This is a genomic window from Streptomyces sp. YKOK-I1 (assembly GCF_054660435.1).
In genome coordinates, this window is sequence record NZ_BAAGDR010000001.1 from 7,983,344 (window position 1) to 8,005,286 (window position 21,943).

Below are 21,943 nucleotides of genomic sequence, written 5' to 3' on the forward strand. Positions count from 1 at the left end.
CCCTCGCCGGTGCGGGTGTGCGGGATGCCGGGCGCCTCGATGATCTCGTCGGGGACGTGCCGGGGCGAGGCGCCCCGCGGACGGCCGCGCGCATGCGCTCGCGCAGCGCCTCGTCCAGGACCGACACCTCCCGCCCCACCCTCCGGCGGCACCCCTCCCCGCCCGCCCGTCGGCCCCGGCCGTGACCCGGTCCACTCCACGCTCGTGGTCCCCCTGTGTGCCCGGGGCGCCACCCTCGGGGTCGCCCGGTTCTGTCGCCACCGCAACCCCGACCGCTACGACGACGAGGACCTGCTGCTCGCCCAGGAGATCGCCGCCCGCGCGGCCGTCGCCGTGGACAACGCCCGCCGCTACACGCACGCCCGCGCCACCGCCCTCAGCCTCCAGCGCAGTCTGCTCCCGCCGCGCACACCCCCGCAGTCCGCCGTGTCGGTCGCCTGCCGCTATCTGCCCGCCGGGGGCCGGGCCGGGGTCGGCGGCGACTGGTACGACGTCATCCCGCTGTCCGGGGCCCGGGTCGCCCTCGTCGTGGGGGACGTCGTCGGCCACGACATCCACGCCGCCGCCACCATGGGCCGGCTGCGCACCGCCGTACGCACCCTCGCCGACATCGACCTGCCGCCCGACGAACTCCTCACCCACCTCGACGACGTCGTGCTGCGCCTGTCCGCCGAGGCCGCCGCAGACCCGGACCGCGAGGACACCGGGGACATCGGCGCCACCTGCCTGTACGCGGTCCACGACCCCGTCGGCCGCTGCTGCACCCTCGCCCGGGCCGGCCATGTGCTGCCCGTGGTCAGGGCGGCGGACGGCACCGTCGACACCCTCGAACCGCCGCCGGGACCCCCGCTGGGCCTGGGCGGGCTGCCGTTCGAGGCCGTGGAGGTGGAGCTCCCCGAGGGCAGCCTCCTCGCCCTCTGCACCGATGGTCTGATCGCGGCCCGTGACCACGACGTCGAGACCGGCCTCGCCCTGCTCCGCGAGTCGCTCGCCCGGCCCGCCGCCGATCTGGAGGCCACCTGCGACACCGTCCTGTCCACCCTGCTGCCGGACCGCCCCGACGACGACGTGGCCCTCCTCCTCGCCCGCACCCACGCCCTCGGGGACGGCCAGGTGGCCGGCTGGGACCTGGAGCCCGACCCGGCCGCCGTCTCCCGGGCCCGCTCGGAGGTGTCCCGGCAGCTCGCCGACTGGGGACTCGACGGGCTCGACTTCACCGCCGAGCTGGTGGTCAGCGAACTGGTCACCAACGCCATCCGCTACGGCACCCCGCCCCTCGGACTGCGCCTCATCAACGACCGCGGTCTGCTGTGCGAGGTCTCCGACGCCGGCAGCACCACCCCCCACCAGCGCCGCGCCCGGGTCTACGACGAGGGCGGCCGCGGCCTCCTGCTGGTTGCCCGGCTCGCCGCACACGGGGGCACCCGGCACGCCCGCCACGGCAAGACGGTCTGGGCCCAGCTCGGCACCTCGGCCGGCCTCCCGGAGCCGGCCTTCGCGTAGACGGCGGCCGACGGGCGGCGGGACCCGTCCGGTGTCAGGCTGAAGGGGCCAGGACCTGCGGCTGCGGAAGGGAATCCCCGTGATCACCACCGACCCCACTCCCGGTGCCCCCTGCTGGATCGACCTCGGTTCCCCCGATGTGGGGACCGCCGCGGACTTCTACGGCGCCGTGCTCGGCTGGGAGTACGAGCCCATGGGCGGCGAGGGGGAGGAAAGCCAGGGCGGGATGTTCAAGAAGGACGGGAAGACCGTCGCCGGGCTCGGCAGGCTCACCGAGGAGGGGGCGCGCTCCGCCTGGATGATCTACTACGACGTCGCCGACGCCGACGCCACGACCGAGGCCGTCCGGCGGGCGGGCGGCACGGTCCGGGTGGAACCCCGTGACCTCGGCGAATGGGGTCGGATGGCCCAGTACAGCGATCCCCAGGGCGGCCAGTTCGCCGTCTGGCAGCCGGGCAGCGAGGCGGGCTTCGAACTGGTCGAGGAGCCGGGCTCGCTGTCCTGGACCGAGCTGTACACGACCGACGCGCGGGCCGCCAAGGAGTTCTACGGCGATGTCCTCGGCTGGCGGTTCGGTGACATGGAGATGCCGGGCGGCGGGGGCACGTACACCCTGATCACCCCCGAGGGGCTCCCCGAGGAGCGGATGCAGGGCGGTCTGATGGAGGTCCGCGAGCAGGACCTCTCCCTCGCGGACGGACACCCCTACTGGCACCCGGTCTTCGCCGTCACCGACTGCGACGCCGCCGTCGCCGAGGTGACCGGCCACGGCGGCAGTGTGCAGATGGGGCCGGTGGACGCGGAGGGCGTGGGCCGCCTCGCCGTCTGCGTCGACCCGGCGAACGCCGACTTCGTGGTGCTCAGGCCCACCAGGACCACCGGGAACTGAGTCCCCCGGCCGAGCTTTTTGCGGTGTCCGCCCCCAGCGCGTCCAGCGCGGCGGAGGGAACGGGCGGCAGCAGGGCCGCCGCGGCCGCGCCCGCGATCAGCAGATACGGGTGGGCGCTCGCGTCGCCGGGCCGCGGCTCCAGCCGGGCCCCAAAGCCACGCTCCAGCGGGATCCGGACCATGGCGCCGGGCCGCTGACCGCGCCCACGCGAAGGCGCCGCACCGCCACGACCCGGGGGCCGGTGGCGCCGTGCCTTCCGCGTCGCTCAGCCCTTCGCCCGCCGGCCGCTGCGACGCGGGGCCGGTTCGGCGCCGTCGAGGAGGGCCAGCCGGCGCTCCTCGCCGTGCTCCTCCACCTGCCGTACGACCTGGCGCAGCCCCTCGGCGACGCCGCGGCACTCCGCGTCGCTGAGCCGGGAGGCGACGAACGCCTCCTCCTGGTTGAACTCCGGGAACAGGCGCCGCATCAGCGTCTCGCCCTCCTCGGTGAGGCTCAGCAGCACCAGCCGGCCGTCCGAGGGGTGACCGGCCCGCCGGAGCAGCCCGCGCCCCTCCAGGGTCCGGGAGACCCCGGTGAGCGTGCCCTTGGAGATACCGGCCTCCTCCGCGACATGCCGGGTCTCGGACTCGCCCCAGACCCACACCACCCAGAGCACGACGAACGCCGTCCAGGTCAGATCGGCGCCGCGCAGCACGGAGTTCTCCAGGTGCTGGCGGACGGCCGACGCGGCGCGGTAGATGTTGGCGACCACCGCCATCTGCTCACCGTGGATCGGTATCCCGCCGAGCTTGGCCGCGGCCAGCTTCTCCGCTTCGGTGATGGACCGGTGCCCTGGCACTGGCACGCCCCCTTCGATTCGATCATCGGTCGATCGTTCGGAGTCAAAATATACGAGGGCGGACATGCTGGGGTAGACCAGGGGTTTCCAGGGGGCGGGTCACCCGCCGTACCAGGTCCACCCAGGTGGCCCGCAGACGGTCGGCCGGGATCCCGCAGGAGCCGCCCAGATGGTCCATCGTCTCGAAGTTGGTGAAGGCGAGGCCCGTCACGGAGTCGTTGCGAACCGGCGGAACAGGGTGCCCTTGCCGACCCCGACCCCGACCCCGACCCCGACCCCGACCCCGGCCGCGTCCGCGACCGCCTGCATGGTCACCTGCCGTGTTCGCCGGTCGGGTGTGCGGTCTCCGCCCTCGGCCGGTCATTGCGTCGGCTGCCGTCTGGGCGCGGGCGGCGGCTTCCTCACCCCGCTCAGGTCCAGGGCCTTGGCGAGTTCCTGCAGCCGGGCCCGCTGTTCCTGCTCGCTCCACAGGCCGGTGGTCGGCTCCGGGGTCGAGCCGTCCCAGAAGTCGTGGGGCTGCCAGTCCCTGCGGTCGCCGAGCTTCTCGACGGTTCCCCTCGGGCCCTGTTGGGTGACCGCACCGCGGTTCGGGTGCAGCTCGGGGTGATCGCGTTCCTGGAGGGGGTCCGCCGTCGCCATGGTCGCCGTGACCAGTGCCTGGGCGGCATGCCGCCAGGTGAAACTCCTGAGGATGTCGTACAGCTGATCGGCGTCCTGGCGGGCGGCCGGCAGTCTGTGGCGCAGCGCCGCGATGGCCGTGGCCCATGCCTGCGCCCGCGCGTCCGAACCGCCCTCGGCCTCCTTGCCGCTCCCGGGGTCGATGGTGAAGGGGGCGTCGACGGTCATGCCGGCGCCGATGTCGGTCACCTGTTGGAGGAACTGGGCCGCGCCGCTCTCTCCGTTGACCAGGACGGGGATGCTGCGTCCCGCCGCCTCGGTGGCGACCAGGCCGAAGCCTTCGTGCAGCGAGGGCATGATCAGCGCGTGGGTCCGTTCGCGGTCGTTCTCCAGATCCGCCGGGTTGGTGCTGAAGGGGAGCATGGTGACGCCGCCCTCGCCATGGGCCTGGATGATCGACGTCCACTGGGCGTGTTCGACCGGGTTCTTCTCCGGGTGCGGCCCGCCCCGGATCGTCAGCCGGACGTCCAGGCCCTGGCCGCCCCTGGCCTTCGGGCGCCGCAGCAACCCGATCGCCTGGACGGCCGCCTCGACGCCCTTGATCTCGTCCGTGGCCCGCCCCGGCAGAAGCAGTTTGAGCTTCCTCGGGAGGTGCAGCTTGTACTTGGCCTTGTTGAGGAACGACGGTTCGACCGGGGTCCCGATCTCTGTTCCCGGCACGAAGGCGTGCAGCGCGGGAACCCGCAGGATCTGCTCCGAGAGCCGTCCGGCCTCCTTGGCGAGCAGTGGTCCCACACCGGCCACCAGATCGGCCTTGTGCATCAGCTTGCGTTCGGTGACGGCCTTTCGGGCGCCCTTGTCCGGCTGGTGCTTGATCTTGTCCAGTCGCACGGGACTGGTGTGCAGGAAGTGCACCACCCGTGCACCGGGGTACCAGGCGTCCCGTATCCGCTGCGCCGCGGGACCGGAGAAACGGGAATGCCCGATGACGATGTCGAAGGCGTCCTCCGCCGTGGGCAGCTCGTACTGGCCGGGTGAGCCGTTGGCCAGGACGTCCAGGCGGTCCCGGCCTTCCTTCACACCGGGGACCGAAGCGTTGACGATCTTCGCGCCACCGTGCTGGCCGGTCATCTTCCTGTGGTCGTAGTCCTCGTGGTCGTCGACGGTGAGCAGCGTGACGTCGTGGTCGTGGTGGAGCCCCTTGACCAGCTCCATGTTGAACACCGGGACTCCGCCCAGGCCCAGCCCGCTCTCGTCGCAGACCACCAGCACCCGGCGGCGGGGTCCGGCGGCCGCCTCGGACTCCTCGTCGTCGGTCTTCACCCGCTGCACGATGTCCGGCCCGGCGGTACTGCGCTGCACGGCCGGGCCCTGGTGGTGGCCGTGCCCGTCGCCGGCGTGGTGCTGCGCGGGTGCCGGGGCGGCGGCCAGCCGCTCGTTGGCGGCGGCCTCCCGTTCGAAGGGGTCCCGCGGGTCGGACACCCGTACACCGTCTCCGCGGTCGGTGCCCGCGACGGGTCCCTTGCGCTGCTGGGAGACATGGGTCAGCTCGTGGAACAGGGTCCGGTCGTCGATGCCGCCGGTGCCGGAGACGATGTGGTCGCCCACCGTGTAGGCGCGGGCGCTCAGGTCCGCCGCGGACCGCTGGGCCACCACGTCCGTGTGGAGGCGTACGGCGGAGAAGTCCTCCTGGAGCACCGCCTCGGCCTTTTTGCGCCGTGTCGCGTCCAGCGGACTTCCGCCCCGGGACGTCACCTTCTTGATCTCCGCACCCACGTCGGTCCGTGAGGCCTCCGCCCCCGAGGTGTCCGGGCCCTGGAGATGTCCGGAACGCCGCAGCAGCTGGGCCACGGCGGCGTTGCCGGCGGTCCGCTGGAGTGTGGCCAGCCGTTCCGCCGGTGTGGGTGACGCCGGTCGCGGCGCTGGTCCGGGCTTCGCCGGGCGCTGCTCGTCCCGGGTCTCTCTACGCGTGCTCATCGCGGTCCTCGGCGTCGTGGGGCCTTCTCGCCAGCCTAGGTTCGCGGCCCCCGGGCCGCTGTGGCAACGAGGGCAGTCTCAAGGGCAGTCGAAGCGGCGGCGAGTGCATGATGACCATCAGCGGAACACTTCGCGCATCTCGGTGGACGAGGATCGTCACCGGGCGGCAGCTCACGCAGCTGCCCGGCGTCAACCGGCCCGCCGTGCGGGAGGCGATCAAGGATCGAGAGGCCGCGCCGGCGGCGCGAGCGGAGCAGTCGGCGCCCGGCGCCCGAGCCTGTGAGCACGGGTTTTCCTGAACAGACCAGGCGTCCCCTCCGTATACGCCGAGGTGACCGCGAAGAAGCCGGACCGTGCCTCCGCGTGGGTGCGAGCCGGGCTGTTCGCGCTCGTCGGCAGTGTGCTCGCGGCCCTCGGCCATCACGCCGTCACCGAACAGGCGGTGCCCTGGCGGCTGGTGACCGTCTTCACGGTGGCCCAGTGCGCGCTGGCCAGACCCTTCGTGCGGCGCGCGCTCTCCCTGCCGGTGGCCGTCGGCTGCACCCTCGTGGCGCAGACCGGGCTGCACCTCGCCCTGGCCCGGGCCGGAGACGGGCACGAGACGGCGACGGGCCCCATGGGGCACAGCGGTCATACCGGTCACGCCGCTCACGTTGCTCACGCCGCGATGACGGGCGGGCATGTCCCGCATCACGCGGGCACGGTCATGACGGTGGCTCACCTGCTGGCGGCGCTCGCCACGGCCTGGCTGCTCCACCGGGCCGACGCCGCCGTGACGGTGGCTCTGGCGGCGGCCCGGTCCGTGCGGTCGGCCGTGCTCGCCGTGCTGGCGAGGGTGCTGCCGCCGCTGGTCCGCGGCACGCTCCGCGAGACGTCGGCGGCCATGGACCGGACCGGGCACTTCACCCCGCGCGCCGCCGCGGGGACACGCGATCTGGAACACGCGCTGGTGCGCAGGGGACCCCCGGGACGGGCGTCGTACGTCCCGGTCCTTCCCTCACCCCGGCCGGCCGGCTTCGGCCCGCCGGGTCCCAGCACCAGCAAGGAGTGCCCCTGTGCCCCTGTTCCCCGTGTCCCCGTACGCGTCCGTCCGCACCGTGCGGCGGGCCGGTGCGGTCGGCGTCCTCACGCTGACCGCCGCCCTCGCCCTGGCCGGGCCCGCCTTCGCCCACGCGGAGGTGGAGGCCGACACCGCGCAGGCCCTGGCCGAGAACGTCACCCTCAGCTTCGTCTCCGAGGCGGAGTCCGCCGAGGCGGGCTTCACCGAGATGCGCGTCGTCCTTCCTGAGGGCATCGCGCCGGGTGACGTCACGCTCGTCGACGCCCCCAAGGGCTGGACGTTCAAGGCCACGAGCGACGGCTACACCGTCGGCGGCCCGAAGCTCGCCGTCGGCACGGACGCCGAGTACCAGGTCAAGGTCCGCCAGCTGCCGGACGAGAAGGAACTCGCCTTCAAGACCGTCGAGACGTACAGCGACGGTGAGATCTCCCGCTGGATCGAGCTGCCGGGCGGCGGGGCGGAGCCCGAACAGCCCGCGCCCGTCCTGAAGCTCAAGGCCGCCGCGGCGGGCGCCACCCCCGTCAGCCCCAGCCCCACGTCGAGCGCCTCGCCTTCGGTGACCGCGTCCACCCCTGCCGCCGACCCCTCGGAGGAGACGACCCCGGTCGCCGGCACCGAGGAGAAGGAGGACCGGGACGAGGGCGGCTCGACCGGGCTGCTCGCCGGTGGCGCGATCGCGGCGCTCGCCGTTCTGGGCGGCGGCGCGTGGTGGCTGGTCCGGCGCCGCTCGACGGCGGCCGAGGACTGACCCGCGCCTCACCCGCGCAGCGGGGTACCCCCGTCCGGTCCGGGCGGGGGCACCCCGCCGCGTCCCCGCAGGCCGCCCACCGGACGTCATACGACGATGCAGGTCGGCGCGGCCCAGAGCACGGTCGTCACCCCCGACGGCCGGGACATCGGGGTGCCCCGGCGCTCCGGAGGTCCTGCGGGCCGCGGGCCCGACACCCACCGATCACCGGGCACAGCGCCACCTCGTTGAAGCCCCCGCGACGCACCGAACGTTCGGGTCACGACATCCCGGAGGCGCGCAGGACCGCCTTCACCGTCTCGTCGTCGATCTGCTCGGTCAGCCGGCGCAGTACCTGTTCGCCCTGGCGCAGGGTGCCCCGCTCCAGGGAGCGGCGCACGCCCGTGTCGACCTCGTGCCGGAGGAAGGGGTCGGCGGCCAGGACGCGGGCGTCCAGTTCGAGGCGGTGGCCCTGGGTGTCCCGCAGGACGAGCCGGGTGGTGACGCCGTCGTGGCGCCGTACGGAGACGAGGGAGTCGGTCCGTACGGAACGTCGGCTCAGCGGGCCGCGGACCGTCAGCCGGCCGGGGCCCGCGGTGACGCGCGGGGGGAGCAGGACGGTGAAGAGCGCCACCGTCAGGGTGAGCCAGAGCAGGGCGCGCGGCCCGGTCAGCGTGCCGGCGTCCCAGTCGGTCAGCACGGCCATGGCGCCGAAGAGCAGGGCGCAGACCGCCGCGAGCCGGGCACTTCCGCACCAGTTGCGGTCCCCGGCCGGACTCGGCGGTCCGCTGCCTCGCATGCCGCCGACGCTAGGCGCGTGCGGCGGACCGGGCGACCGGCTCTGACGGTCCCCTGATGCCGCGGGGCCCGGTCTTGACGGGTTCCTGACGCCGTCGCCGTTCGGCCGTAAGAGACCCGTCAAAGCCGTGGGCGCCGCCGTATGGGACCCGTCAACGACCGGCCGTATCCGGCCACGGAGGAGCTTTCCTCTAAGCGTCCGACGCAACGAATCTCGACTTCAGGAGCCCACGGTGGCCGATCTGGCCTTCGTTCTCGTCACGATCGCGGTGTTCGCGCTGGTGGCCCTCGTCGCCCGGGGGGTGACGAAGCTGTGACCGCCGAGAACATCGTCGGCCTGGTCGTGGCCGTCGCCCTGCTGGGCTATCTCGTCCTCGCCCTGATCTTCCCGGAGAGGTTCTGAGCGCTGATGGGTCCCGTACTCGCCGGCGTGCTCCAGCTGCTCGCCCTCATGGGCGCACTGGCCCTCGCCTACATCCCCCTCGGCACCTACCTGGCCAAGGTCTACTCCTCCGACCGGCACTGGCGCGTCGAGCGATGGATCTACCGGGGCATAGGCGCCGACCCCGACACACAGATGCGCTGGCCCGCCTATCTGCGCGGGGTGCTCGCCTTCTCCGCCGTCTGTGTCCTCTTCCTGTATCTGCTCCAGCGGTCGCAGGGTGTCCTGCCCGGCTCGCTCGGCTTCTCCTCCATCGAGCCGGCGCAGGCCTTCAACACCGCCGTCTCGTTCGTCACCAACACCAACTGGCAGTCGTACTACGGCGAACAGACCATGGGCCATGTCGTGCAGACCGCCGGTCTCGCCGTGCAGAACTTCGTCTCCGCCGCCGTCGGCATCGCCGTCGCGGTGGCCCTGGTGCGCGGTTTCGCCCGGTCGCGCACCGGTGAACTCGGCAACTTCTGGGCCGACCTGGTGCGCGGCACGGTCCGCGTCCTGGTGCCGCTCGCGGCCGTCGCCGCCGTGGTGCTGGTGGCGTGCGGGGCGATCCAGAACTTCTCCGGCATCCATGCGGTCGGACAGTTCACCGGCGGCTCCCAGCAGTGGAACGGCGGGGCGGTGGCCTCGCAGGAGGCCATCAAGGAGCTGGGGACCAACGGCGGCGGCTACTTCAACGCCAACTCCGCGCACCCCTTCGAGAACCCGACCCCGTTCACCAACCTCTTCGAGATCTTCCTGCTGCTGGTGATCCCGTTCGCGCTGACCCGCGCCTTCGGCCTGATGGTCGGCTCGGTCCGGCAGGGCTACGCGATCCTCGCGACCATGGCCTCCATCTGGCTCGGCTTCGTCGCCCTGATGATGTGGACGGAGTTCGCCCATCACGGCCCCGCGCTCCAGCTCGCGGGCGGGGCGATGGAGGGCAAGGAGGTCCGCTTCGGCGTCGGCGGCTCGTCGATCTTCGCGGTGTCGACGACGCTCACCTCCACCGGCGCGGTGGACTCCTTCCACTCCTCCTTCACCGGCCTCGGCGGCGGCCTCACGATGCTCGGCATGATGCTGGGCGAGATCGCCCCGGGCGGCACCGGCTCCGGTCTCTACGGCATGCTGGTCATGGCGGTCATCGCGGTGTTCATCGCCGGTCTGATGGTGGGACGTACGCCCGAGTACCTGGGCAAGAAGATCGGCACCCGCGAGATGAAGCTCGCCGCCTGCTACCTCCTGGTCACCCCGGCGCTGGTGCTGGTCCTCACCGCGGTGTCCATGGCGCTGCCGACGCCGCCGCACTCGATGCTCAACCCGGGAGCGCACGGGTTCTCCGAGGTGCTGTACGCCTTCACCTCGGCCGCCAACAACAACGGTTCGGCCTTCGCCGGTCTGAACGCGAACACCGACTGGTACAACACGGCGACCGGGATCGCGATGCTGCTGGGCCGCTTCCTGCCGATGATCTTCGTGCTGGCGCTCGCGGGCTCCCTCGCCGAGCAGCGGCCGGTCCCGGTCACCGCGGGCACCCTGCGCACCGAGAAACCGCTGTTCACCGGCCTGCTGGTGGGCGCGATCCTGATCATCACCGGTCTGACCTACTTCCCGGCCCTCGCACTGGGCCCGCTCGCCGAGGGGCTGGCGACATGACCACCGACGTGACGAAGCACGAGGACACGATGTCCACAGCCACCGGGAACCGGGCGCCGCACAGCGACGTACCCACCGGGCACAAGCACCCCGAGGCCCGGGTGGGCGCGGGACTCTTCGACCCGAAGGCGCTGGTGAGATCCCTGCCGGACGCCTTCCGCAAGCTGGACCCACGGGTGATGGTCACGTCGCCGGTGATGTTCGTGGTGTGGATCGGTTCCCTGCTGACCACCGTGTTCTCGTTCAAGGACCCGGGTGACTGGTTCGGCTGGACCATCAGCGCCTGGCTCTGGCTGACCGTGGTCTTCGCCAACCTGGCCGAGGCGGTCGCCGAGGGCCGCGGCAGGGCCCAGGCCGACACCCTGCGCCGGGCCAGGACCGACACGGTCGCCCGCAGGATCGCCGGGGACTCCGAAGAGCGCGTCCCCGGCACCGAGTTGAGGATCGGCGACCTGGTCGTCTGCGAGGCCGGCGACACCATCCCCGGCGACGGCGATGTCGTCGAGGGGGTCGCGTCCGTCGACGAGTCGGCCATCACCGGTGAGTCCGCGCCCGTCATCCGTGAGTCCGGCGGCGACCGTTCGGCCGTCACCGGCGGCACGAAGGTGCTCTCCGACCGGATCGTCGTCAGGATCACGACCAGGCCGGGGGAGACCTTCATCGACCGGATGATCAGCCTGGTGGAGGGCGCGGCCCGGCAGAAGACGCCCAACGAGATCGCGCTGAACATCCTGCTGGCGTCCCTGACGATCGTGTTCCTGCTGGCGGTCGCCACCCTGCCGCCGTTCGCGGACTACGCGGGCACCCACCTGACGATGGTCGTCCTGGTCGCCCTGCTGGTCTGTCTGATCCCCACCACGATCGGCGCCCTGCTCTCCGCGATCGGCATCGCCGGCATGGACCGGCTCGTGCAGCGCAATGTGCTGGCGATGTCGGGGCGCGCGGTCGAGGCCGCCGGCGACGTCTCGACCCTGCTGCTCGACAAGACGGGCACCATCACCCTCGGCAACCGCCGGGCCGCCGCGTTCGTCCCCGTGAGCGGGACGACCGAGGCGGAGGTGGCCGACGCGGCCCAGCTGTCGTCGCTGGCCGACGAGACCCCCGAGGGCCGCTCCGTCGTCGTCCTCGCGAAGGAACGGTACGGCCTGCGGGAGCGGCACCAGGGCGAGTTGTCCGGCGCCGAGTGGATCGCCTTCACCGCCCAGACCCGGATGTCGGGCGTGGACGTCGACGGCCGGAGCATCCGCAAGGGCGCGGCCGGCTCGGTCGCCGGCTGGGTGAGGGAGCAGGGCGGCACGGTCGCCGAGGACGCGGAGGGCGTCGCCGCCCGTATCGCCGAGGAGGGCGGCACGCCGCTCCTCGTGGCGGTGAAGGACACCAGGGGCGCCCGCGTGCTGGGCGTCGTCCACCTGAAGGACGTCGTCAAGGACGGCATGCGGGAGCGGTTCGACGAGCTGCGCCGCATGGGCATCAGGACCGTCATGATCACCGGCGACAACCCGCTGACCGCGAAGGCGATCGCCGAGGAGGCGGGCGTCGACGACTTCCTCGCCGAGGCCACGCCCGAGGACAAGATGGCGCTCATCAAGCGGGAGCAGGCGGGCGGCAAGCTCGTCGCGATGACCGGTGACGGCACCAACGACGCCCCGGCCCTCGCCCAGGCGGACGTCGGCGTGGCGATGAACACGGGCACGTCGGCCGCCAAGGAGGCCGGCAACATGGTCGACCTCGACTCCGACCCCACCAAGCTCATCGAGATCGTCGAGATCGGCAAGCAACTCCTCATCACCCGGGGCGCGCTCACGACGTTCTCCATAGCCAACGACGTCGCCAAGTACTTCGCGATCATCCCCGCGCTGTTCGCCGCCGTCTACCCGGGCCTGGACAAGCTCAACATCATGGGCCTGTCCTCACCGGACTCCGCGATCCTCTCCGCCGTCGTCTTCAACGCGCTGATCATCGTCGCGCTGGTGCCGCTCTCCCTGAAGGGCGTGCGGTACCGGCCGGTCAGCGCGGACCGGATGCTGCGGCGCAATCTCACGGTCTACGGCATCGGCGGACTGATCGCGCCCTTCGCCGGCATCAAACTCATCGACCTGCTCGTCTCTCTGATCCCCGGGATCGGGTGAAGGACCATGAACAACTCCGTCACGAACACCGTCCGGCTGCTCGGGGCGGGCCTGCGCGCCCTCCTCGTCCTGACCCTGGTGACCGGTGTCCTCTACCCGCTGGCCGTCACCGGCGTCGCCCGGGGGCTGTTCCCCCACCAGGCCGACGGTTCGCAGATCACGGCGGACGGCAAGGTCGTCGGCTCCTCCCTGATCGGCCAGCAGGGCTACGGCCCGGACTACTTCCAGCCGCGCCCCGCGAACGGGCTCGGCGAGAACTCCGTCAACACCCGGTACCAGCTGCTGCTGTCCGGCGCCACCAACCTCGCCGCCGACAACAAGGACCTGATCCGGCAGGTCGAGCGGGCCAGGGCCAAGGTGATCGAGGAGAACTCCACCGCCGGCTACACCGTCCGGCCCTCCCAGGTCCCCGCCGACGCCGTCACCTCCTCCGGCTCCGGCCTCGACCCCGACATCTCCCCGCAGTACGCCGACCTCCAGGTCCACCGGGTCGCCGCACGCAACCACCTCTCCGTCGCAAGGGTCCAAAGGCTCGTCGACGCGCACACCGAGGGCCGCACCCTCGGCTTCATCGGGGAACCCCGGGTCAATGTGCTCGAACTCAACATCGCGCTCAAGGAGCTGGTGGCCAAGGGCTGACGGGGCGGTACGGCCCGGGGCACGGAAACCCCGGGCCGGGCCGCGCGCAGCGCACCACGGGCTTCACCACCGGACTTCAAGGAGTGTTGACCCGCCGACAACCCGATCGCGGTGTGCCCCGAGGCCCGGGTTGGTTAGGGTGCCGGGAGGGGCCGGCGGCAGTCGGCGCCCGCAGACCGATTCCGAACCGGCCACGGGAGAAGTGCTGTTACGGATCCGGAACACCGCCCACCGATCACGGCAGAGCACCGAAGGCCGCCCGTGACCGGCAGGCCGGCGCCCGCGGTGCTGCCCCCGTCGTCGCGGGGGTGGCTGGGGCTGACGGCCGCCCTCGCCTCTCTGCTGGTCGTCGTGCTCGGCATCCGCTACGCCGACGACAGCCGGCCCGGCCTGGTCGACACGCGGATCTCGGCGGTGGTGGACGGTGTGACGCCGCCCTGGCGGGACGTCGCGCTGGCCCTGGACTCCCTGGGGGAGCCCGCGGGAGCCGTGACGGTGGTCATCGCCACCGTCACGGGCTGTCTGCTGCTACGGCGGCCCCGCGCGGCGGTGCTCGTCGTGGCCGGGGTCAGCGCCGCCGTGGGCACGGCGACGCTGCTCAAGTCCCTGGTGGGACGCACGATCCACGGCGCCGACAACCTGTCCTATCCGAGCGGGCACACCGCCTTCCTCACCGCGCTCGCCCTCGCCGTGGCCCTGCTCGCGACCGAGCGGCTCCGCCTCGGCAGGACGGCCGGCGCCTCACTCGTCCTCGGCGCCGCGCTGGTCGCCGGCGCCGCCATGGGCTGGGCGCAGGTCGCTCTGGGCGCGCACTACCCGACCGACGTCCTCGGCGGCTGGTGCACCGCGCTGGCGCTGACACCGGCGACCGCGTGGCTGGTCGACCGGACGGCTGACCGGCTGACGGACCGGCCCGGCGGCCCGACGACTGACCGGACGTCCGAACGGACGGCTGACCGGGCAACCGACCGGACGGTCGAGGCCGGCCGACGGGAGCGCCGCTGACATGGGGTCACGCCAGACGGCGGAACACCGGCTTCACCGGCCGCCCGGCCAGCCAGGGCGTCGGGTCGGTGGCGTCCAGCGCCTTCCGGTACACCGCGCACGCCTGCGCCACCACATCGACGGTGTGATCGATGTCGGCCTCGCTGAGCGCGCTGCTCACCACGAACGACGGGGCCAGCACCCCGCCCGCGAGGAGCCGGCGCAGGAACAGCGTGCGGTACCGCTGCGACGGCTGCCCGTGTTCGTCGAGGGTGGCGAAGACCAGATTGCTGGCCCGCCCCCGGACGACGAGGTGGTCGCCGACGCCCATACCGGCCGCGGCCTCGCGGACCCCGGCGGCCAGCCGCTCGCCGAGGGCGTGCAACCGCGCCGTGACGCCCTCCTCGACGTAGGTCGACTGCACGGCCATCGCGGCCGCCAGGGAGTGCGTCTCCGCGCCGTGCGTGGTGGACAGCAGGAACACCCGGTCGCCGGAGTGCCGCAGCCCGCCCAGCTCCATCAGATCGCGGCGCCCGGCCAGCGCGGAGACGGCGAATCCGTTGCCCAGCGCCTTGCCGAACGTGGAGAGGTCGGGGACGACGCCGTACAGTCCCTGGGCGCCCGCCTCGGACCAGCGGAAGCCGGTGATCATCTCGTCGAAGATCAGGACGCAGCCGTGCCGGTCGGCCAGCGCGCGCAGACCGGCGAGGTACCCGGGCGGCGGCTCGCTGTGGGTGGCGGGTTCGAGGATCAGACACGCGACCTCGCCCTCGTACCGGGTGAGCAGTTCCTCGGTGGCGGCCAGATCCCCGTACGGGAACGCCACGGTGAGCTCGTTGGTCGCCGAGGGGATGCCGGCGGACATCGGTGTGGTGCCGATGAACCAGTCGTCGACGGAGAAGAAGGGATGGTCGGCGCAGAGGGCCACCCGCGGCCGTCCGGTGGCGGCCCGGGCGAGGCGCACCGCGGCGGTGGTGGCGTCGGAGCCGTTCTTCGCGAACTTCACCATCTCGGCGGTCGGCACCGTGGCCAGGAAGCGTTCCGCCGCCTCCACCTCCACGATGGACGGCCGGACGAAGTTGCTGCCGCGTTCGAGCTCCCGCCGCACCGCCTCGATCACCCGGGGATGCGCGTGCCCGAGGCTGACCGACCGCAGCCCGGAGCCGTACTCGACATAGCGGTTGCCGTCGACGTCCCACACATGGGCACCGCGGCCGTGGCTGATGACCGGGGCCAGGTTGTCGGGGTACTGGTCGTCGCCCTTGGCGTAGGTGTGCGCGCCCCCGGGGATCAGGGCGTGCAGCCGCTCGTTCGCGGTCCGCGACCGGGGCAGGGCGAGCACTTGGGTGTCTTCGGTGTCCACACCGACCTCAACTTTCTTTCTTACTTCAGGACCTCGGCGAGGCTCGGCGCCTCCCGGTCCCGCTGGGACATCGAGGTGACCGGCAGCGGCCAGGGAATGGCGAGCTCCGGGTCGTCGAAGGCGATCGTCACGTCCTCGGCCGGATCGTGCGGGCGGTCGATCCGGTAGGAGGTGTCGGCGGTCTCGGTCAGCGCCTGGAAGCCGTGCGCGCACCCCGCCGGGATGTACAGGGTCACCTGCGTGTCGCCGGACAGCTCGAAGAAGCCCTTGCCGAGGTAGGTCGGCGAGTCCGGCCGCAGGTCCACGACGACGTCGAAGATCCTGCCGTACGAGCACCGCACCAGCTTGGCCTCGCCGGCGCCGGAGCGCAGGTGCAGGCCGCGCAGCACGCCCCGCACCGAGCGGGACAGGCTGTCCTGCACGAAGGCGTCCGGGTCGAGGCCCACCGAGCGGACCACGTCGGCGTCGAAGGTCCGGCAGAAGAAGCCGCGTTCGTCGGCGTACGGCGTCGGCTCGAACAGGTACGCGCCGGCGATCTCCGGAACTTCTCGCGCTTTCATGGAGCCTCCCGCAGGGTGTGGGTGGGGCCGGTGGCCGGGAACAGGGCCGCCGTCAGGGCGGTGAACTGGCGCTCGAGGTGCTGGGCGGCGGCCAGGTTCCGCTCGGCGAGGGTCCGCCGCAGCTCCGCCGATCGCCGTTCCAGCTCCCGGAACTGCCCGAGCAGCCGGTCGGCGTCGACCTCGCGCGCCGGGTGGCAGTACGCGCCCAGCCCCATCTGCGCCATCAGCGCGTCGCTCTTGGCCGCATAGCTGAGCGCGAGCGTGGGCGTGCCGGCCTTCAGCGCGCAGATCAGATTGTGGTAGCGGGTCGCCACCACGCTGTCGGCCGCCGCCGCCTCCTTCATCAGGTCGGCCAGCGAGGCCGTCCCGGCGGCGGTGACCAGCGGCGAGTCCACCGCGTCGAGGATCGCCGCGACCACCGGCGCGTCGACGTCGTCGCCGGTGAGCAGCCGGACCGGCCTGCCGTCCTCGACCAGCGCGCGGACGAACCGGGTCACCCCGTCGAGGTAGAGGCGGTGGATCTCCTCGGCCCGGGCGCGGTCGTCGTCGCCGCCGTGGAAGGCCATGACGCCGACACAGACCTGGCCGGGGGTGTCCGAGGGCGCGCCCGCCGGCGGGGCCGGCAGGGCGAACGCGAGGTCCGGGTGGACCTCGTCGCGCGCGGTGTCCACGCCCATCGCCCGCATCGCGTCGCGGGACGGGGCGTCCCGGTACGACCGGTAGGCGGCCAGCCGCGCCGACCAGCGCACCAGGGTCCGGGTCGCCCGGTTGCCGATCGGGGCGGCGCCGACGCCGACCAGCGCGACCCGGGCGCCGGTGACCCGGCCGCTCGCGCAGAGCAGGAACAGCGCGTACGGGAAGCCCCACGGCCGCAGCGGCAGGGTGGCCTCCAGCACGCCCATGCCGGGGACGATCACCACGTCGTGCCGGCGCACCCAGGCGGCGGTGCGGAACACGTCGACGAGCTTGCCCAGGGCCTTGCCCGCGACCGCGCCCGCCCGTGACGCGGTCCGGTACTCCCCGCGGTACCAGTGCAGCCGCGTCGCGGGGATCCCGTACCGGGCCGTCACCGCCTCGGGGCCGCCGCACAGCGCGTCCACGACGGCGTCCGGATGCTCGGCGCGCAGGTATCCGAGGACGGCTTCCAGCGATCCGTCGTTGCCGAGGTTCCCGGAGCCGAGCAGACCGAACAGCCCAATACGGGCCGGGGTCACGGCTGCCTCCCTTCCCGGCCGGCGACCAGGGCGTCGACGGAGACGGTGAGCCGGGCCGGGTCGACGGGGGCGCGGTCCTCGACCCGCTCGCCGGCGCCCGGCCGTACCCGGCTGGTCATCCACGCGGCCAGATGGCGGAAGCAGGCGCGCCGGTCGGCCGGGGACAGCGGCGCCCGCCGGATCGCCGAGGCGAAGCCCCAGACGTACTCGGCGAGCAGCCGCGGCGTCGGGTGCAGCGGGCCGGCCCGGCGCGGGTCCAGGTTGACGCACCGGGAGCGCTTGGAGGGGTTCGCCCGCTCGGCGCGGGTGGGGTGGTCGCGGCGGAAGTACAGCAGCTCGGGCACCTGGTGGAAGGGGCCGTGCAGGGTGATCTCGGCGACGAACGTGCGGTCCGCGTGGTGGTAGCTGTCCATCGGCTTCACCCGGCGCAGCATGTCGGCCCGCAGCACTCCGTAGAAGTCGTCGCCGCCCGGCTCGAACAGCAGACTGCGGAAGCGCTCCGGCGCGTGCGGCGAGTCGGTGGCGAGCGTGTACTCGTACGGCACCTTCACCCGGCCGTCGCCGTCGATGACCGCCTGGCCGGTGTGCGCGAGGATCATGTCCGGCCGCTCGTCCAGCGCCTCCACACAGCGCCGCAGCAGGTCCCGGCCGTACAGGTCGTCGTGCGAGGCCCACTTGAACAGCTCGCCGCGGGACTCGGCGAACACCAGGTTGTGGTTCGGCGTGGCGCCGATGTTCCGGGCCAGCCGCAGGTACCGGATCCGCGAGTCCTTCGCGGCGTACCGGCGGCAGATGTCCTCGGTCCCGTCGGTCGAGGCGTTGTCGGAGACGACCAGCTCGAAGTCCTCGTACGTCTGGCCGAGCAGGGCGTCGAACGACTCGGCCAGGTACTCCTCGCCGTTGTACACGGGCAGGCCGATGCTCAGCCTGGGTCGGTCGGTCATGAGGTCCTCACTTCGGGAACGGAGTCGTGGTGCCGCTCGCGCAGGGCCGACCGCAGCTGCAGCCACCACACGGCCGAGGCGCTGACGGTCGCGGCGGCGGCGCCCCAGGCCGAGCCGACCGTGCCGCCCAGGACCGCCCCGCCGAGCCCGCCGCCGACATAGCAGGCGGAGGCGAACAACTGGCAGCGCAGGCTGCGCCGGGCCGCGCCGAGCGCGCGCAGCCCGGCCGCCGCGCCGGTGCCCAGGCCCGCGCCCGCGACACCGAGGGTGATCGGCACGATGAGCTGTGCGGCGGAGTGCCAGACGTCGCCGAGCACCAGCTCGCCGAGCCGGTCCGGCACCGGCAGCAGCGCCCCGCCCCAGAGCAGCGCGCCGACGGCCTGCCCGCCGCCGAGCAGGAGACAGAACGTGCCGAGCCGCTGCGGGGCCTGCCGCAGCACCCGTGCCGCCTCCGGGACCGTGACCAGGGACAGCCCCATCAGTACGGCGAGGAACGGGCCCATCAGGAGCTCGGCGCCCCGCACCGCGCCCACCGCGCCGACCCCGGCGATGACGCCGAGCCCGTACGCCCGCAGCTGGCTCGCGCCGCTGAGGCTGACGTTCTCGACGAGGTACCGGTAGCCGAGATCGCGCTGCTCGCGCAGCCAGCCGCGGGCTCCGGCCGGCCGGGGCCGGATGCCGGACTGGAGGCAGCCGTAGACGGCGGCCACCGCCGCGGACGCGCCCCAGGCGAGCACGAAGGCGGCCACGCTGTCCACATGGGCCGCCACGACCATGGCGGGGATCAGCGCGACGCCCCACACCAGGTCGTTGAGGAACGCCTTGCGTCCGGCGCCGGCGGCGAAGAACGAGAACCGCCAGGCGTCCTGGAGCAGCAGCCCCGGCAGCACGACCGCGAGGCAGGCGAACGCGGGTCCGACCCGCCCGCCGAGCGCGAGGCCGGCCAGCAGACACGGCACGGCGATGGCGGCGCCGACGCCGAGCGCGGTACCCGTCGAGCGGGCCACCGCCCCGCGCCAGGACGCCTCCGGCACACCGCTGAAGCGCACCACGAGCGGGTCGGTGGCCAGCCCGCGGGAGACGTTGAGCACCACGCCGTAGGTCACCCAGGCCAGGCTGAACACCCCGAACGCGGTCACCCCCAGCGAGCGGGCCACGTAGATGCCCACCGCGAAGTTGGAGATGCTGGAGGCCGCCTGGTCGGCCAGCCCCCAGGACAGCCGGCCGACGAGGGCCCGCCGGGCGGATCCGGCCGGTGCCCCCGGTTCCGCCGGGGCCGGCGGCCGGGGCGGCTGCGTCGTCTTCTTCTCCTCGGTGGTCATCGGCGTCACACCTTGATCAGTTCGGCGCCGCGCAGGGCGTCGGCCGCGGCGGCGACGGCGTCGAACGGCAGCCCGGACCGCTCGGCGACGTCCAGCAGACTGTGCTCGCCGTCGGAGAGGCTGAGCACCCAGAGCATGGCCATCTGGGCCTGCTGGGTGTCGCTGCGGCCGCCGAGCGCGTCGTACAGCCCGCGTCGGCCCAGCTGTGGTTCGCCGTAGGGGCTGAGATTGACGTACCGCCGGTTGCGGTCGAGGACGTCGAACGCCTCGCGGCAGACCGCGAGGGTGTCCTCCATCGCCTCCGGGGAGACGAAGTCCAGGTTGTCCGCCGAGGTGTGGTACTCGGGATAGCCCGCGTACGGGGTCCGGCTGAGCGAGCCCACGCCGAGATCGAACCCGGGCGAGCAGTACTGCCGCTCGTCGTAGCCGTACGGGGTGAACTCGGCGATGTGGTGCGGACGTCCGGAGACGGTCAGCACATGCCGCAGCACCCGGTCGATCTCCGCGTCGCCGCGCCTCGACCGCTTGTACGTCAGCCGGCCCGGATCGCCGGCGCAGGCCAGCACCAGCCCGTGTCTGACCCGCTCCACGCGCTCCGCGTTGCGGGCCAGCCAGGTGATCGCCCCGATGGTGCCGGGCGCGAAGATGAACCGGTAGGTGTAGTACGGCGTCCGCTCCGCCAGCGCCCGGGCCAGGAACACCGCCACCGCGACGCCGGCCATGTTGTCGTTGGCCAGCGACGGGTGGCAGACATGGCAGGAGACGATCACCTCGTCGGCGACCTGCCCGGGGACCACGTGCTCGGCGTAGGTGAGGTGGCCGTCGGCGAGCGTGGAGTCGATCCGCACCTCGTACTCGCCGTCCGGCAGCGCGTCCAGGGTCTCCTGGGCCAGGCAGAACCCCCACTCCGGCCGGTAGTAACTCGTGCGGTACGGCACCCAGGACGGGTGGTCCGGCAGGGTGTGCAGATGCCCGCGCAGCTCGGACAGCGGCAGGGTCGCCGACACCGGCACGCTGTAGCCGAGCACATGGAGGCTGGACTCGGCGAAGTCGACGACCCGCCGGCCGGTGGAGTCGGCGATGTACGCGTCCCGGATGTTCCACTCCTGCGGCACCGTCCAGTCGAGCACCTGTGTCCCGGTCGGCACCTCGTGCACCCGCAACGGGACGTACTCGCCGACGATGTCCAGGGTGGCGCGCACCCCGTCGCCGGTGATGCTCCGGCACAGCGGGTACAACCGCTCCACCAGCGCGTACATCTCCTCGCCGGCCGTCGTCATCGGCGCCACCGCAGGGTGTCGTCGACCGCGCCCGCCTCGGACGCCGCGCGCAGCACGGCCAGCCGGGTGAAACGCCGGTCGAAGTCGTCCTTGGTCAGTCCGAACGTCCGGTAGGCGTCGGCGAGTTCGAGCGCGCCCTGCTTCACCGTCCACGCGCAGTCGAAGCCGGGTATCGCGGCCCGGAACCGGGAGAAGTCCACCCGGTACGACCGCGGATCGGCGCCGTTCTCCCCGGTGATCCTCACCTTCGCGCCGGGTACCGCCTCGGCGACCTGCCCGGCGATCTCGGCGACCGTGACGTTGTTGACCTCGCTGCCGATGTTGAACGCCCGGTCGTGCACCGCTTCCCGCGGCGCGGTCAGCGCGGCCGTGAAGGCCCGGGCGATGTCGGCGGCGTGCACCAGCGGACGCCAGGGGGTGCCGTCGGAGAGGACGAGGACCTCGCCGGACAGCAGGGCGTGCCCCACCAGGTTGTTCAGCACGATGTCGGCGCGCAGCCGGGGCGAGAAGCCGAAGGCGGTGGCGTTGCGCATGTACACCGGGGTGAAGTCGTCGTCGGCCAGCTCGTGCAGGTCGTCCTCCACCCGCACCTTGGACTCCGCGTACGGCGTCACCGGCCGCAGCGGGGCGTCCTCGGCCACCAGCTCGTCGCCGCCGGCGGCGCCGTAGACCGAGCACGTCGACGCGTAGAGGAAGCGCCGCACCCCGGCCTCGCGGGCCAGCCGGGCCAGCCGTACGGACGCGTGGTGGTTGATGTCGTAGGTGAGTTCCGGCGCCAGCGACCCCAGCGGGTCGTTGGACAGCGCGGCCAGATGGATCACGGCGTCCACCCCGGCCACGTGCTCGGCCGTGACGTCACGCAGGTCGACGCGCGGCCCCTTCGGGTCGTCCGGCGTCGGGCCGAGCACGCAGTCGGCGAACAGGCCGGCGTCCAGTCCGACGACCTCGTGCCCGGCGGCCGCGAGGACCGGGGCCATCACGGTGCCCAGATAGCCCTGGTGCCCGGTCAGCAGTACACGCACGG

The 21,943-nt window shown here is 73.0% G+C and carries 19 protein-coding genes and 1 pseudogene; 8 read left to right on the top strand and 12 right to left on the bottom strand.

What is annotated here, in order from left to right; translation table 11 throughout:
• Positions 1-189: 189 nt before the first annotated feature.
• Together ACYQ8Q_RS35480 and ACYQ8Q_RS35485 are read left to right on the top strand one after the other, a co-directional pair.
• Positions 190-1,503: pseudogene (locus ACYQ8Q_RS35480) on the top strand (SpoIIE family protein phosphatase); the annotation flags it as partial.
• Positions 1,504-1,582: 79 nt separating this feature from the next.
• Entirely contained in the window at positions 1,583-2,392 is an 810-nt protein-coding gene (locus ACYQ8Q_RS35485) for a VOC family protein (protein WP_460070742.1), read from the top strand.
• Here the strand turns inward: ACYQ8Q_RS35485 and ACYQ8Q_RS35490 are convergent.
• From ACYQ8Q_RS35490 to ACYQ8Q_RS35505, 4 genes are all read right to left on the bottom strand, one after another.
• Positions 2,364-2,573 (bottom strand): hypothetical protein, encoded by a 210-nt coding sequence (locus ACYQ8Q_RS35490; RefSeq protein ID WP_460070743.1) that lies wholly within the window; start codon positions 2,571-2,573, stop codon positions 2,364-2,366. The two genes, ACYQ8Q_RS35485 and ACYQ8Q_RS35490, sit on opposite strands and share 29 nt — an antisense overlap.
• 84 nt (positions 2,574-2,657) lie before the next feature.
• Complete coding sequence (locus tag ACYQ8Q_RS35495; protein ID WP_460070744.1) at positions 2,658-3,230, bottom strand: MarR family winged helix-turn-helix transcriptional regulator; 573 nt, start codon at positions 3,228-3,230, stop codon at positions 2,658-2,660.
• A 360-nt stretch (positions 3,231-3,590) separates the two neighbouring features.
• The gene (locus tag ACYQ8Q_RS35500; RefSeq protein WP_460070745.1) at positions 3,591-5,825 is read right to left on the bottom strand and encodes an eCIS core domain-containing protein; all 2,235 of its coding nucleotides are present in this window, start codon (positions 5,823-5,825) and stop codon (positions 3,591-3,593) included.
• Positions 5,826-6,542: 717 nt separating this feature from the next.
• Positions 6,543-6,710, bottom strand: coding sequence for a hypothetical protein (locus ACYQ8Q_RS35505; protein ID WP_460070746.1), 168 nt, complete (start codon positions 6,708-6,710; stop codon positions 6,543-6,545).
• Between the two features lie 170 nt (positions 6,711-6,880).
• On the opposite strand from ACYQ8Q_RS35505, the gene ACYQ8Q_RS35510 reads away from it, so the two are divergent.
• Complete coding sequence (locus ACYQ8Q_RS35510) at positions 6,881-7,633, top strand: DUF1775 domain-containing protein (RefSeq protein ID WP_460070747.1); 753 nt, start codon at positions 6,881-6,883, stop codon at positions 7,631-7,633.
• Between the two features lie 259 nt (positions 7,634-7,892).
• Here the strand turns inward: ACYQ8Q_RS35510 and ACYQ8Q_RS35515 are convergent, their stop codons facing one another.
• Complete coding sequence (locus ACYQ8Q_RS35515) at positions 7,893-8,411, bottom strand: hypothetical protein (protein WP_460070748.1); 519 nt, start codon at positions 8,409-8,411, stop codon at positions 7,893-7,895.
• A gap of 312 nt (positions 8,412-8,723) precedes the next feature.
• Here ACYQ8Q_RS35515 and kdpF point away from each other — a divergent pair, with 312 nt between their 5' ends.
• From kdpF to ACYQ8Q_RS35540, 5 genes are all read left to right on the top strand, one after another.
• A complete protein-coding gene (gene kdpF, locus ACYQ8Q_RS35520) occupies positions 8,724-8,813 on the top strand; it encodes a K(+)-transporting ATPase subunit F (RefSeq protein WP_016434100.1) in 90 nt (29 codons plus the stop codon).
• A gap of 6 nt (positions 8,814-8,819) precedes the next feature.
• Positions 8,820-10,484 (top strand): potassium-transporting ATPase subunit KdpA, encoded by a 1,665-nt coding sequence (kdpA, locus tag ACYQ8Q_RS35525; protein ID WP_460070749.1) that lies wholly within the window; start codon positions 8,820-8,822, stop codon positions 10,482-10,484.
• Positions 10,485-10,513: 29 nt separating this feature from the next.
• The gene (kdpB, locus tag ACYQ8Q_RS35530; RefSeq protein WP_460073619.1) at positions 10,514-12,613 is read left to right on the top strand and encodes a potassium-transporting ATPase subunit KdpB; all 2,100 of its coding nucleotides are present in this window, start codon (positions 10,514-10,516) and stop codon (positions 12,611-12,613) included.
• 6 nt (positions 12,614-12,619) lie between these two features.
• The gene (locus ACYQ8Q_RS35535; RefSeq protein WP_460070750.1) at positions 12,620-13,252 is read left to right on the top strand and encodes a potassium-transporting ATPase subunit C; all 633 of its coding nucleotides are present in this window, start codon (positions 12,620-12,622) and stop codon (positions 13,250-13,252) included.
• Positions 13,253-13,513: 261 nt separating this feature from the next.
• Positions 13,514-14,257 (top strand): phosphatase PAP2 family protein, encoded by a 744-nt coding sequence (locus tag ACYQ8Q_RS35540; protein WP_460070751.1) that lies wholly within the window; start codon positions 13,514-13,516, stop codon positions 14,255-14,257.
• 7 nt (positions 14,258-14,264) lie between these two features.
• Here ACYQ8Q_RS35540 and ACYQ8Q_RS35545 read toward each other — a convergent pair whose 3' ends face one another.
• Genes ACYQ8Q_RS35545 through ACYQ8Q_RS35575 form a run of 7 tightly spaced genes read right to left on the bottom strand, consistent with a single transcriptional unit; the run spans position 14,265 to position 21,941 of the window.
• Positions 14,265-15,599, bottom strand: coding sequence for a glutamate-1-semialdehyde 2,1-aminomutase (locus ACYQ8Q_RS35545; RefSeq protein ID WP_460070752.1), 1,335 nt, complete (start codon positions 15,597-15,599; stop codon positions 14,265-14,267).
• 20 nt (positions 15,600-15,619) lie between these two features.
• A complete protein-coding gene (locus ACYQ8Q_RS35550; RefSeq protein ID WP_460070753.1) occupies positions 15,620-16,159 on the bottom strand; it encodes a dTDP-4-dehydrorhamnose 3,5-epimerase family protein in 540 nt (179 codons plus the stop codon).
• Positions 16,156-17,373, bottom strand: a complete 1,218-nt coding sequence (locus ACYQ8Q_RS35555) for a polysaccharide pyruvyl transferase family protein (protein ID WP_460070754.1) — start codon at positions 17,371-17,373, stop codon at positions 16,156-16,158. Before ACYQ8Q_RS35555 ends, ACYQ8Q_RS35550 begins: the two co-directional genes overlap by 4 nt.
• Complete coding sequence (locus ACYQ8Q_RS35560) at positions 17,370-18,317, bottom strand: glycosyltransferase family 2 protein (protein WP_460070755.1); 948 nt, start codon at positions 18,315-18,317, stop codon at positions 17,370-17,372. Before ACYQ8Q_RS35560 ends, ACYQ8Q_RS35555 begins: the two co-directional genes overlap by 4 nt.
• Entirely contained in the window at positions 18,314-19,639 is a 1,326-nt protein-coding gene (locus tag ACYQ8Q_RS35565) for a hypothetical protein (RefSeq protein ID WP_460070756.1), read from the bottom strand. The genes ACYQ8Q_RS35560 and ACYQ8Q_RS35565 overlap by 4 nt, the downstream gene beginning before the upstream one ends.
• Positions 19,640-19,644: 5 nt before the next feature.
• On the bottom strand, positions 19,645-20,928 hold the full coding sequence (locus tag ACYQ8Q_RS35570; RefSeq protein ID WP_460070757.1) for a DUF4910 domain-containing protein: 1,284 nt from the start codon (positions 20,926-20,928) through the stop codon (positions 19,645-19,647).
• On the bottom strand, positions 20,916-21,941 hold the full coding sequence (locus ACYQ8Q_RS35575; protein WP_460070758.1) for an NAD-dependent epimerase/dehydratase family protein: 1,026 nt from the start codon (positions 21,939-21,941) through the stop codon (positions 20,916-20,918). The genes ACYQ8Q_RS35570 and ACYQ8Q_RS35575 overlap by 13 nt, the downstream gene beginning before the upstream one ends.
• Between the last annotated feature and the right edge of the window lie 2 nt (positions 21,942-21,943).

What these genes read in the sequence shown, in the direction of transcription:
- ACYQ8Q_RS35490 (WP_460070743.1), bottom strand. Translation starts at nt 2,573, where the DNA reads ATGGTCCGGATCCCGCTGGAGCGTGGCTTTGGGGCCCGGCTGGAGCCG.
- ACYQ8Q_RS35565 (WP_460070756.1), bottom strand. Translation starts at nt 19,639, where the DNA reads ATGACCACCGAGGAGAAGAAGACGACGCAGCCGCCCCGGCCGCCGGCC.
- kdpA (WP_460070749.1), top strand. Translation starts at nt 8,820, where the DNA reads ATGGGTCCCGTACTCGCCGGCGTGCTCCAGCTGCTCGCCCTCATGGGC.
- ACYQ8Q_RS35550 (WP_460070753.1), bottom strand. Translation starts at nt 16,159, where the DNA reads ATGAAAGCGCGAGAAGTTCCGGAGATCGCCGGCGCGTACCTGTTCGAG.
- ACYQ8Q_RS35500 (WP_460070745.1), bottom strand. Translation starts at nt 5,825, where the DNA reads ATGAGCACGCGTAGAGAGACCCGGGACGAGCAGCGCCCGGCGAAGCCC.
- kdpB (WP_460073619.1), top strand. Translation starts at nt 10,514, where the DNA reads ATGTCCACAGCCACCGGGAACCGGGCGCCGCACAGCGACGTACCCACC.
- ACYQ8Q_RS35505 (WP_460070746.1), bottom strand. Translation starts at nt 6,710, where the DNA reads ATGGCCGCCGACGTCTCGCGGAGCGTGCCGCGGACCAGCGGCGGCAGC.
- ACYQ8Q_RS35560 (WP_460070755.1), bottom strand. Translation starts at nt 18,317, where the DNA reads ATGACCGACCGACCCAGGCTGAGCATCGGCCTGCCCGTGTACAACGGC.
- ACYQ8Q_RS35535 (WP_460070750.1), top strand. Translation starts at nt 12,620, where the DNA reads ATGAACAACTCCGTCACGAACACCGTCCGGCTGCTCGGGGCGGGCCTG.
- ACYQ8Q_RS35515 (WP_460070748.1), bottom strand. Translation starts at nt 8,411, where the DNA reads ATGCGAGGCAGCGGACCGCCGAGTCCGGCCGGGGACCGCAACTGGTGC.